The organism is uncultured Pseudoflavonifractor sp. (assembly GCF_944387275.1).
GTDB lineage: Bacteria > Bacillota > Clostridia > Oscillospirales > Oscillospiraceae > Pseudoflavonifractor > Pseudoflavonifractor intestinihominis.
The window spans coordinates 1-11945 of the sequence record NZ_CALXEG010000026.1; the positions used below are offsets into that span (position 1 = coordinate 1).

11 protein-coding genes are annotated in these 11945 nt (G+C 62.9%); 7 read left to right on the forward strand and 4 right to left on the reverse strand.

Features of this window, described 5'->3' with window-relative positions; all coding sequences use genetic code 11:
- On the forward strand, positions 1-1306 hold a 1306-nt coding region (locus Q0K23_RS07835; RefSeq protein WP_294520295.1), incomplete at its 5' end, for an ABC transporter ATP-binding protein.
- 19 nt (positions 1307-1325) lie between these two features.
- Positions 1326-1793: a GNAT family N-acetyltransferase gene (locus Q0K23_RS07840; protein ID WP_294520298.1), complete on the forward strand. Its 468-nt coding sequence runs from the start codon at positions 1326-1328 to the stop codon at positions 1791-1793.
- A gap of 56 nt (positions 1794-1849) precedes the next feature.
- On the opposite strand, the gene Q0K23_RS07845 is transcribed toward Q0K23_RS07840, so the two are convergent.
- The 4 genes from Q0K23_RS07845 to Q0K23_RS07860 form a co-directional block, all read right to left on the reverse strand.
- Positions 1850-3781, reverse strand: coding sequence for an S-layer homology domain-containing protein (locus tag Q0K23_RS07845; protein ID WP_294520301.1), 1932 nt, complete (start codon positions 3779-3781; stop codon positions 1850-1852).
- Positions 3782-4067: 286 nt separating this feature from the next.
- Positions 4068-4286 (reverse strand): hypothetical protein, encoded by a 219-nt coding sequence (locus tag Q0K23_RS07850; protein ID WP_294520305.1) that lies wholly within the window; start codon positions 4284-4286, stop codon positions 4068-4070.
- Positions 4287-4508: 222 nt separating this feature from the next.
- Positions 4509-6020, reverse strand: coding sequence for a hypothetical protein (locus Q0K23_RS07855; RefSeq protein WP_294520308.1), 1512 nt, complete (start codon positions 6018-6020; stop codon positions 4509-4511).
- Positions 6007-6549: an RNA polymerase sigma factor gene (locus tag Q0K23_RS07860; RefSeq protein ID WP_294520312.1), complete on the reverse strand. Its 543-nt coding sequence runs from the start codon at positions 6547-6549 to the stop codon at positions 6007-6009. The genes Q0K23_RS07855 and Q0K23_RS07860 overlap by 14 nt, the downstream gene beginning before the upstream one ends.
- A 202-nt stretch (positions 6550-6751) precedes the next feature.
- On the opposite strand from Q0K23_RS07860, the gene rlmD reads away from it, so the two are divergent.
- From rlmD to Q0K23_RS07885, 5 genes are all read left to right on the forward strand, one after another.
- Complete coding sequence (rlmD, locus tag Q0K23_RS07865) at positions 6752-7933, forward strand: 23S rRNA (uracil(1939)-C(5))-methyltransferase RlmD (RefSeq protein ID WP_294520316.1); 1182 nt, start codon at positions 6752-6754, stop codon at positions 7931-7933.
- 91 nt (positions 7934-8024) lie between these two features.
- Positions 8025-9131 (forward strand): glycosyltransferase family A protein, encoded by a 1107-nt coding sequence (locus tag Q0K23_RS07870; protein WP_294520319.1) that lies wholly within the window; start codon positions 8025-8027, stop codon positions 9129-9131.
- A gap of 31 nt (positions 9132-9162) precedes the next feature.
- A complete protein-coding gene (locus Q0K23_RS07875) occupies positions 9163-10479 on the forward strand; it encodes a S41 family peptidase (RefSeq protein WP_294520322.1) in 1317 nt (438 codons plus the stop codon).
- Between the two features lie 41 nt (positions 10480-10520).
- Positions 10521-11609, forward strand: a complete 1089-nt coding sequence (locus Q0K23_RS07880) for a nuclear transport factor 2 family protein (RefSeq protein WP_294520325.1) — start codon at positions 10521-10523, stop codon at positions 11607-11609.
- Positions 11588-11869, forward strand: a complete 282-nt coding sequence (locus tag Q0K23_RS07885; RefSeq protein ID WP_294520328.1) for a DUF3783 domain-containing protein — start codon at positions 11588-11590, stop codon at positions 11867-11869. Before Q0K23_RS07880 ends, Q0K23_RS07885 begins: the two co-directional genes overlap by 22 nt.
- The last annotated feature ends 76 nt before the right edge of the window (positions 11870-11945 follow it).

Below are 11945 nucleotides of genomic sequence, written 5' to 3' on the forward strand. Positions count from 1 at the left end.
CTCTGCTGTTGCCATCCTGGGCCTGATGCTGCTGGCCGCCGTGGTCTCTCCCCTGTGCGCCAACCGGGCCAACCGCTACTGGACCGACTACGCCGCAACGGTCCGCCTGGCCAACCGCATTCTGAGCTTTTACCCTATGGTGGGTATGGACAGGAACCGGGCTGCGGACGTGCGCATCTACAAGCAGCACGAGAACATCTGCGAGCCCTATCTGGACCAGAACGACAACTTGGCCCCCGACTCCCGCATCAGCCGCATCGCCCGGGGCCCCATGGGGCTGCTCAACGCCCTGTCCCAGTGCGTGACCGTGGTGCTCACCGCTCTGGTGTACGCCTTTGTGTGCCTGAAGGCTTGGGCGGGGGCCTTCGGCGTGGGCTACATCACCCAGTATGTGGGGGCCATCACCCAGCTGTTCCAGGGCCTGTCCGTCCTGCTGCAGACCATGGGCCAAATCCGGGCCAACGGAGAATTCCTGCAGCTCAATTTTGAGTATCTGGACCTTCCCAACCGGATGTACCAGGGCAGCCTGACCACCGAGAAGCGCTCCGACCGGAAATACGAGGTGGAGTTCCGGGACGTGTCCTTCCGCTACCCGGACACCGACCAGTGGGCCCTGCGCCACGTCAACATTAAGTTCCGGGTGGGCAGCCGTCTGGCTGTGGTGGGCCGGAACGGCAGCGGCAAGACCACCTTCATCAAGCTGCTCTGCCGCCTATACGACCCCACCGAGGGGGAGATCCTGCTCAACGGCATTGACATCCGCAAGTACCGGTACGACGACTATATGCGCATCTTCTCCGTGGTCTTTCAGGACTTCAAGCTGCTGGCCCTGCCTTTGGGCGAGAACGTGGCAGGCGCGGCGGAATATGACCGGACCCGGGCGGAGAAGTGCCTGAAGGACGCCGGGTTCGGCGAGCGGCTCTCCGCCATGCCCAAGGGGCTGGACACCTGGCTCTACAAGGACCTGAACGAGGACGGCGTGGACATCTCCGGCGGCGAGGCCCAGAAGATCGCCATCGCCCGGGCGCTGTACAAGGACGCCCCCTTCCTCATTCTGGACGAGCCCACCGCCGCTCTGGACCCCATCGCCGAGGCAGAGATTTATTCCAGACTCAACGACATTGTGGAGGACAGGACCGCCGTCTACATCAGCCACCGGCTGTCCTCCTGCAAGTTCTGCGACGAGATCGCCGTGTTTGAGGGCGGGCAGATCGTCCAGCAGGGCACCCACGACGCCCTGGTTGCCCAGGAGGGCGGCACCTATTCCGCCTTGTGGCACGCCCAGGCCCAGTATTATAATGAGTAAAACCTCAGGAGGTGGGCAGATGGTAGCACTGGTTCAGGACAAGCAGGAGAAAGCGCGCATCGCCCGCAGGGTACTGGAATCCCTGCCGAAGTGGTTCGGCATTGAGGAGTCCCGGGAGGAGTACATCCGGGAGAGCGTGGACCAGCCCTTTTTCGCCTGCTATGCGGACGGGGAGCCGGTGGGCTTCCTCTGCCTGAAGGAGACGGGAAAGGCCACTGCGGAGCTGGCGGTGATGGGGATCATGCCCGCCTTCCACCGGCGGGGCCTGGGCCGGGCCCTCTTTGACCGGGCCAGGGAATATGCGGAGGACCACGGCTACGCCTTCCTCCAGGTCAAGACCGTGCAGATGGGCCGGTATGAGATCTACGACCGCACCAACAAGTTCTATCTCAGCCTGGGCTTTCAGGAGTTTGAGGTGTTCCCCACCCTGTGGGACGCGCACAACCCCTGCCAGGTGTACGTCATGGCCCTGCGTCCCCCGCTGTAAAAAACACGTCCCCCGGGAGCGCTGTCTCCCGGGGGACGTGTTCTGTTTCAGGCTGTTCAGCCGAACTTGCGGTACAGGAAGGTGAGGATCTCGCCCCGGGAGCACTCCCGGTTGGGGGTGAAGGTGTTGTTCCCGGTGCCGTTGGTCAGGCCGGTCTTGACCGCCCACACGGCGGCGTCGGCAAACCAGTCTCCGGCGGGCACGTCGGTGAACCCGGCGCTGCCGCCCACGCTGGGAGAGCCCGCCAGACGGTAGAGGAAGGTCACCGCCTGAGAGCGGGTCACCGTCATGTCGGGGCTGAAGGTGGTGGCGGAGGTGCCGGTGGTGATGCCGTTCTCCACCGCCCACTGGATGGCCCACAGCTCGGTGCGCCGGTCCAGGTGGGCGGGCAGGTCGGTGAAGTAGGGGCCGTAGATGTCCTCCGGCTCCGGGCCGCCCATCAGCTGCCACAGGTAGAGCACCAGCTCCAGCCGGGTACAGGGCGTGGCCGCGCCGAAGAAGGTGGTGTCCTCGCTCTCCGCCATGTTCTGGCAGTAGGCCCAGGTCACCGCGTCATAGCAGTAGTCCCCCTCCTTCACGTCGGTGAAGAAGATGGGCTTGCCGGTGTAGCTGTCCACCACCCGCACATTGATCCGGTTGGTGAAGGCCCCGTCTGGGGTGGAGACGGTGATGACGGCGCCGCCGTTGGCAATGGCGGTGATGACGCCGTTCTGGTCCACGGTGGCCACCTCCGGGTCGCGGCTGGACCACACCACCTGCTGGTCGGCGGTGCTGGGCAGCACATAGCTGCGCACCCGCAGCTGCTGGCCGGGCACCATATCCAGCTCCTTGGCGGTGACGGAGACGCCGGTGGCCGCGGCGCCGCTCCCCCTGGCATACACCGTCAGGGTCACCGAGGTGGTAAGGTACTGGCCGTTGACGGGCTGGGCGGTGGTAGCCTTCAGAGTGGTGGTGCCCGCCTTCAGGCCGGTGATGGAGACGGCGGTCTTGTCGGCGGCGGTGGCCTTCACGGAGGCGATGGAGGGGTCGTCCACCTGCCACTCGATGGCGCACTCAGGCGCGCCGTTGGGCTGGAAGCTGACCATGGTGTAGATGGTGTCCCCCACCTTCACGTTGAAGCCGTCCGCAGGCTTCACCAGGCTGATCCCCTCCAGCAGGACGGCCTGCTTCACGGTCACAGTCACGGTGGTGCTGTGTCCGCCGAAGCCCAGGGTCAGGGCGGCGGTGCCCGCCCCCACAGCGGAGATGCACACGCCGCCGTTCTCCATGCTCAGGGAGACCACGGACTCGTCGCTGGTCTCAATGATGGTGGGCACCACGGGGGCTTCGCCGTTGGTGACGTACACCAGGGCCTTTTCCCCGGTCTCCATGGACTGGGGGGTCTGGATCACCTGGACGTTCATGTAGGCCTCCGCCACTTCCACGGAGAAGAAGTAGCGCTCCGTACCGGAGGACGGGGTGGACTCCGGCGTGGCGGCGGCGGTGGTGAAGTTCTGCACCCAGTAGGTGTTGCCCCGCACGTCCCGGACACAGGCGATGCCCACGGACTGATAGTCGCCCAGCATGTTGGCCCTGTGGCCCTCGGAGTTGTACCACTCCTCGGTGGCCTTGGAGGGGCCTATGCTTCCGCCGCCAAAGAGCAGGTTCTCACCCATGCCGCTCCCCTCATAGGGGCTGCCCGCCGGCCGGGCGGTATCAAAGCGCTGGCCGTTGGGTCGGGTATGGCTCAGGTAGACCGCGCTCTCCGCGGCCCGGAGCAGGGCCATCTCCATCATGTTCTTGTCCATGACCAGGTCGCCCAGGCCGTTTTCCCGCCGCACCTCGTTGAGCATCTCCAGCTCCTGGTAGGCGGCGGAGTAGTCCACCGTCAGATCGATCTTCACCGTGGCGGTGGAAGCGGCCAGCGCTCCCACGGGCAGCAGCCCCATGCTCAGGCACAGACACAGCAGGAGGGCCAGAATTCCTCGTTTTGTTCTTCTTTCACTCACACAATCTCTCCCATTTCGCCGCAATACGCGGCATTATCAGATGTTTGGATTGTACCGCCGCAGCAGGTCCCATGAGCGGCACATAAATGCCGGATTTTCTTAGCGTTTCGAAGCTTTTGCTTATTATATCACCCTCCATTTTTTCCTGTCAATTATATTTCTGGAAGTTCGTCCCTTGTAATTTCTCTCTTCTTTTTTCTGAAAGGCGGATTCCATGCCGGCAGGAAAAGGCGGTATATCCGCCGGCCTTTTGGCCGGTAATATACCGCCCTGCCGTCTTGTCCCGTCAGGCCGCCGTCCGGTCGCTATGGGCCGCCGGGATAACCTGGCGGCGGGTCTGCCGAAGGGCGCCGGGGAACTTCCGCAGGGTCCCCAGGTTCGCGTTCCGCTGTATGTACCCAGAGCAGATCCCCATCCGCTCCAGCCCCCGGCTGTCCGGCCGGGCGCCCACCGTGAGCCCCACCCCCAGCCCGGAGGCCGCCAGAAATGTGGTCCGACTGTACATGCGCATCCCCCTCCCCGCATCTGTCCGCTGCCGCCGGGCAATCCCCCAGCTTGTGAGAGACAGGATACGCCTTTTTTCTCTTTTTTACCTTTCAAAAAAGATGCAACCTCTCCCCCGCCCCAAAATGATCAGGACGGGCATCCCCAATATGGACGGAGCCGCTGCGCAGAACGCCGCCGGTCCGGCAAATGCCGGACCGGCGGCGTTTTTTCCTTCTGTCGGCTATTCTTTCCCCAGAAATCCGGTCTGTCCGTCGCTGGGCGAGAACAGAATCTGAAACTGGACAGTGCGGAAGGCCCCGTTTACGCGCCAGCCGCTTTTCAGGTGTATCTCCAGGGCGGTGAGCACCGGGTACTGCCGCCAGGAGGTCTGGTGGACATAGTTCATCCAGGAGTTCAGGAGGCACCCGTCCAGATTCTCCGCCGTCACGTAGGTCACATAGCCCCGGGCGTTCTCCCCGTCCCTGGGCAGGGAGAAGGAGGCGAAGATGTCCGTCTGGTCCTGTGTGCCGGAGAAAAAGTCATTGGAGGTGTAGGTCACAGGCCCCAGGAAGGCATAGGGCGCGGTCCAGGTCCGGCCGTCCCGCTCGCACAGGAGCCGTCCGGTGACCGCCCCGTCCCGGCTCCAGCCCATCTCAAGATTCCAGGCGGGCCAGAGCTGTATGGCCTCGGTGCCCCACCAGCCCGGGTCGGCCACCCACCAGAAGTGGTGGAACACCTTCCACCGCTCCCGCTCGCCGGGCAGCTTTACCGCCACGCCGGTGATCCGCAGCTCCTTTACGTCGTAGACCGTACTGTAAACGGTGGTGTCCCCCTCCTGGGTGACAATCTCCCGCCCCTGGTTGACGGGGTAGTCGTCCTGGTCCCACACCACCGCCAGCGCGCCCCGGCACTCCTCCAGGTCCTCTTCGCTCAGGTCGGCCAGCACGGTCTCCGGAAAGCCCAGGCCGGCCAGTTCCTGCCGGATGTCCTCCGCCTCTGCCGCGGCTGTCTCCGCCAGGGGCGTCCAGTCCATGGGCAGCTGCCCGCCCCACAGCCAGCCCGCCGCCAGACCGGCGGCCACAACCGCCCCTGTGATCACAGCCAGCGCCCGGTCGGACAGCCGGACCGCCGCCGGACGGAGCGCATACCCCGCCTCCTCCATCTCCCTGGACAGGCGGAACAGGCTGTGGAGAATCATGCCGTAGGCGGCCACCAGCACCAGGCCCAGGATGAGTCCCCCCTGCCAGCCCACAAGGCCCAGCAGAATAACGAGGATGTTCCACACCAGCAGAGCGCCGCCCGCTCGCGCGCCGGGCTCCAGCCCGGCCCGCTGCCGCACCGCCCGCAGGCCCCGCCACAGCCAGAAGATCTGGAGCATCTGCAGGCCGTAGCTCAGCACCGTGACGCCTTTGTCCACGCCGTCGGGCCAGCGGAGGATGGTGGCGCCCTGAATGATCAGGACCAGCACCAGCAGCCCCCGGACCACAACCGTCCACCAGCAGGCGGCCAGCTGCCGGTTCTCCCGGCGCATGGGCCGCAGGCCCAGCACCAGCAGAAAGGCGCCCACAGCGGGCAGGATATAGTTCAGGCCGCTGGCGTTGATGGTGATGTTCTCCAGGGCCAGACCGGCCAGCGCCAGGTACATGCTCCGCCGCCAGGGGGAGACCTGCCTGACCACGTCCTCGGGGGGCAGCTCGGGCAGGCTGTCCCGGAGGAGCTCATCAAACTTCTTCCGCCGCTCAGGTCCGTCCATGGCCGTCACCTCCCAGCTGCTTTCTCAGCCGCTCCCTGATGCGGTACAGCCGCCCCTCCACCGCCCTGGGCGTCAGGCCCAGCTCGGCGGCGATCTGCTCCGTGGACTGCATATAGTAGTACTTCCGGTAAAAGAGCCGCAGGTCCTTCTCGGGCAGCCGGGCGATGGCCTGCCGCAGTTCCTCCCGCCGCTCCCGCTCCAGCAGGGCCTCCTCCGGGGGCGGCTCCGGCGCGGGCGTGTGCTCGGAGAGGGCCTCCGTCCCCCGGCAGCTCTTCCGCAGGCGGTTGAGGGCGGTGTTGCGGGTGACGGCGGTGAGCCAGGCGGTCCAGCTGCCCCGGTCCGGGTCGTACCCACCGATGCCGTCCCACACCCGCATGGCCGCCTCGGACAGGCACTCCTCCCGGTCCTGAGGGCTGGCCAGAATGGGCTCGATGATGTACCGCATCAGGGGTCCGTAGTGGCGCAGCAGGTCCTCCGCCCCCTGCTCCTCCCGGTCCCGGATGCGCTGGATGAGCTCCTTCTCCCCCACGGCCTTCCCTCCCCTCTCCGGCGGTCTTTTCTTCTATCTTATCATACACGGCTTTTCGTAAAAACCCACGGCAAAAAGGGGAAAAATTCGGGGAAACTATTGTGGCATTGGGGTTGGATATCTGCTATACTTTGAGACGTATCAGCTTTGAATTTTGCCCGGGAGGCGGATGTTTTCCGGGCTGTTTGGCAGGAGTGTGGACATGGGCGCACAGATGGAAGGGATCAACGGAGGGGCGGGGCACTGTTCCCTGGAGAAGCGGGGCTGCGGCGGCTGCCCCATGCTCTCCCTGCCCTACGATGAGCAGTTGAGGCGGAAGCAGGCGCGGCTGGAGGAGCTGCTGGGAGAATTTGGCCCGGTGGCCCCCATTCTGGGCATGGAGCGCCCCTGGCACTACCGCAACAAGGTCATCTCCTCCTTTGCCTGGGGGCCGGGCAAGGCCCTGGTCAGCGGCATCTACGCCCAGGGCACCCACCGTGTGGTGCCGGTGGAGCAGTGCCTCCTCCACCGGGAGGAGCTGGACCAGGCGGTGGCCGCCGTGCGGCAGGCCGCCCGGGAGTTCCGGTACCAGCCCTTTGACGAGAACCGCCGCACCGGCCTGATCCGCCATGTGCTCTGCCGCCACAGCCTGACCACCGGAGAGGTGCTGGCCGTGCTGGTGACCGCGTCGCCGGTGCTGCCGGGGGCCAGGGCCTTTGCCGCCCGGGTGAAGGAGCTGTGCCCCGCCGTGGCCACCCTGGCCCAGAACGTCAACCCCAGGCCGGGCAGCGCCGTGCTGGGGGACCGGGAGAAGATCCTCTACGGCCGTGGGTACATTGAAGACGTGCTCTGCGGCGTGAAGTTCCGCATCTCCCCCTCCAGCTTCTATCAGATCAACCCGGTGCAGACCGAGGTTCTCTACTCCGCCGCCATCTCCGCCGCCAAGCTCACGGGGAAGGAGCGGGTACTGGACGCCTACTGCGGCGTGGGCACCATCGGTCTGTCCGCCGCCGCCCACGCGGGCAGCGTGGTGGGCGTGGAGCTCAACCGGAGCGCCGCCGCCTGCGCCGTGGACAATGCCAGGGCCAACCACATCCCCAACGCCCGTTTCCGCTGTGGGGATGCCGCCGCCTTCCTGGACGGCATGGCCGCCCGCGGGGAGAGGCTGGACGTGGTGTTCCTGGACCCGCCCCGGGCGGGCAGCACCCCCGTGTTTCTGGACGCCCTGTGCCGGGTGTCCCCCCCTCGGGCGGTGTACATCTCCTGCAACCCGGAGACCCAGCGCCGGGACCTGGACTATCTGGTCCGGCGGGGCTGGAAGGTGGAGTCCATCCAGGGGGTGGACATGTTCCCCCACACAGAGCACATCGAGACAGTGTCGCTTTTGACGTTCAGAAGTAGGTAGAGTTATATTCAGAACCCGGCTATATAATATTTTAACTATATATGTGCAGAAACTGGAATTATATTTCGCATTAAATATAGGAGGCAGGTATATGAATAAGCTAATATGCTCCGATACAGGTATCTCCACACCATGGCTGTCCGTCATTGTTCCGATGTATAACGCTCAGGCCTATCTAGACCAAACCATTCTCTCTATCTTATCGCAAACTTTTCAGGACTACGAGCTTTTGCTTGTGGATGATGGCTCTACTGATGGCACAGCAGACATATGCGCTCGGTATGCTGCCCGAGACCGTCGGATTCGTTATTTGAAAAAAACAAACGGCGGTTCCTATCAGACCAGGCTCTATGGTGCCCAGCGCGCTCAGGGAACCTATGTAATGTTCTGTGATGCAGACGATTACTATGCCTCCAGTCGGGCTTTTTCAATTATCTATAAAAAGCTCCAGTCTCATCCCTGCGATGCAATGCAGTTTGGATACTCTAAGAAGTACAATCATCTGCGGAAAGCTCAAAGGACTGTTCGGGCAGACATTCATTTAGACCGAGATGCCTTTATGAAGCAGGAATATCCAAAACTTTTGTGCAGTTTTTTGGATGAAGCCAATTTAAAAGTTATCGTCTTTAACAAGGTTTATCATCATTGTCTTTTGAACAACCTTCCCCCTGCTAATCAAGCAGAACGCCTTTTTTGGGGCGATGATCAGGTTATGAACATGTATCTGTTAGAAACATGCAGAAGTTTTTCCTTTATTCCTGATACACTGTATGTATATCGTCAGGGAAGCGGCGGAACAAACCGCTTTTCGCTCCGCACGCTGCAAGATATTAACATAATAAAACATTACCAACTGAGCTTTATTGAAAAACATCCGGAATATCCGCGCTCAACATTAGAGAATATTCTTTTTTCTGAACTGGCAGGCTGGACATTTTGCTATATTTGCCAAGGCATAGGGCATCTGCCGGACGAGCAGCTTAAATCTCTGATTGCCGAGGCGATGGAACTGCCGAGCTATCGGGCTGCAAGAGAGCATTACTTAAACCGCTCGAACGAAAAATGGGATGCTGTAAATCTGCTGCGCCAGGCTAACCCTGACGCCTATCTGGAGGCCGCAAAAAAGGCCGCAGACAAAAAAGAAGATTTAAAATCCTCAATCATTTCACTTGCCAAAAACATATACAGGAATATTTAAATAACGCACAACAAACATAGGGGGTCTCATGATGGCACGTGAATCTGCACGAAAAAAGGGAAAACGGCGCGTTATCATCGCCGTTTTTGTTGTGCTGGTCCTTGTTCTGGCGGCAGCGGCCCTGCTGTGGGTCTGTTCCCCGCTGTATATCGACCCATACCGGGGGACGGTGCAGTCCGACGAGCCCTCCCTTACTCTGGAGGACGTTCTGACCGGAGATCAGGCCCGGGAGGACCTGGACTACCTGATGACCTGCCTGCGGGAGCGCCATCCGGCCTGGCTGGACGGCTCGGGAAAAGACGCAGTGGCAGAGGAGGCCTATCAGCAGGCCCGCTCCTCCATCGGGGATGAGATCTCCGTGCTGGAGTTTTACCGTCTGGCGGCCGGGGTGGCCGCCTCCCTGCGGGACGCGCACACCACCGTGTCCTGGCGGCCCGACCCTGATGCGCCCTATTACTATATTGACACCGGCGTCACCATTGCCCAGTTAGGCCTCCCTCTGACCATCAACGGCGTGCCCAGTGAGGAGGTCCTGGCGGCCTACAAGGCCATCTCCTCCTTTGAGCTGGATGAATACGTTGAGCACAATTTCTGGACCTACGGCATCAACTATGAGCCTGTGCTGCGCACCTGCGGCGTGGACACCTCCAACGGGGTGGACATGACCTTCCAGACCGAAACCGGGGTGCAGACCATCCATTTCGACTTTGCCCCGCTGGAGGGCTCGGGCGGCTACCCGAAGCCCGACTACATCATGGATGCCCGGAACAACGTGGCCGTCTTTACCCTGACCTCCTGCGTCTACGATGAGGAGTATTGCTCCACGGTGGCCACCTTCTTCCGGCGGGTGGACTCCTTCGGCATTGAGAACGTGATTGTGGACCTGCGGGGCAACACCGGCGGCAATTCCCTGGTGGCCAACGAATTTCTCCGCTATCTGGACGTGGACCAGTACCGCGCCTGGGACTGCGCGGTGCGGTACGGCTGGTATCTGAAGTGGTACAGGGACCAGGTGTATGTCAACGACCGGGCGGAGCCCACCTTTGACGGCTCTCTCTATGTGCTGACCGACCTGAATACGTTCAGCTCGGGCATGGACTTTGCCATGCTGGTGGCGGACAATGACCTGGGCACCCTGGTGGGGGAACCCTGCGGCAATCTGCCCGACAGCTACGGCGACCTTCTCCGGTTCCTGCTGCCCAACTCCAGACTGCGCTTCAATGTCTCCTACAAAAAGTGGTGCCGCATTGACCAGGAGAAGGCCGGGGAGCCCATCACGCCCGATGTGCTCTGTCCCTCGGAGAACGCCATGGACCGGGCCTATGAGCTGATCCGGGGAGAGGCATAATATTTTCTTTCCCATAACGATTTGAGAGGAGCGCGATGGCGTTGACACGACCCGTTGCCCCATCCGGCGGGCAGGAGGCGGAGGCCCTCACCAGCCTGATGGTGCACAAGCACTACTGCAAAAACGATGTGGAGGCCATCATCGCGCTGATGGACCGGGACATTGTGTGGCTGGGCACGGCGGAAAACGAGTACGCGGCGGGGCTGGACACCGTGGCGGAGATCTTCCGCCGGTTTGCCGGCCAGGTGCCCAGGTGCAACGTCTCCGGTGAGACCTACAGCACCCTGCCCCTGGGGGCGGACGCCTGGCTGTGCGCCGGCCGGATGTGGATCGCCACCGACCCCTCCACCGGCATCAGCCTGCGGGTGCACCAGCGCATCACCACTGTGTTCCGCCGGACGGACCGGGGGCTGCGCTGCTGCCACATCCACATCTCCAACCCCTACGAGGAGATGGTGGAGGACGACGTGGGCTTCCCGGTCAAGATGGCCCGGCAGTCCTACCAGTACCTCCAGGAGCAGATCGAGGCCCAGAAAAAGCAGATTGCAGCTCAGACGGCCGCCCTCCGGCGGATGAGCTTTGAGGACGCCCTCACCGGGGTGTACAACCGGAACAAGTTCAGCCAGGTGGCGGACAGCCGGGCGGCCTTTTCCCGCCTGGGGGTGGCCTGCTTTGACCTGAACGGCCTGAAGGAGGCCAACGACCATCTGGGCCACAGCGCCGGCGACGAGCTGCTCCGCCGTGGAGGCGGTCCAGGCCGGCATGGCGGAGCAGGGCATCAGCTGCTCGGTGGGTCTGTGCTGGCGGGGGCAAAACTGCTGCCCCAAGGAGCAGCTGGACGAGGCCGGCCGGCTGATGTACCAGGCCAAGCGCCGCTTCTACAGTCTAAAACAGAACGACCGCCGCAACCGGCGCTGACGCCGGTTTTTCCCCTTATTTTTCACATTTTCGTCCGGAATCCGGATATTCAGGAGGTTTTCTCATGCCCAATCAGGAATCTGTCCTCTGGTACTGCCCCGACCCCGTCCTCTTCGCCGCCGCCCGGAAGGCCTTTGCCGTCCGGGGTGTCCGGGTCCACCCCGTGTCCCCGGAGCAGGTGGGGGAGACGGTGGGCCATCTCTTTGGTCTGAAGGGCTTTGCCCCCCGGGAGGAGGGCGCGGCCGTGCCCGACGCCCCGGCGGAGCCCGCCCTGGTGCTCTCCGGCTTCACCCGCCAGCGGCTGGACGCCCTGCTCTCCGCTCTGAAGCGGGCGGGCGTGCCCACCATCGCCCACAAGGCCATGCTCACCCCCACCAACGTGGGCTGGACCTTTGCCCAGCTGTGCCAGGAGCTCTCCCGGGAGCACCAGGCCATGCACGGCGGCTCCGCCCCCGCCCACACCGCCCAGTAAAAATTTTTTCGCCGCTCCGGACAACTTTTTTCCCCGGTTTCCCGTCCAATGTCTGTATCTCCTTTCCGGAGCGTCC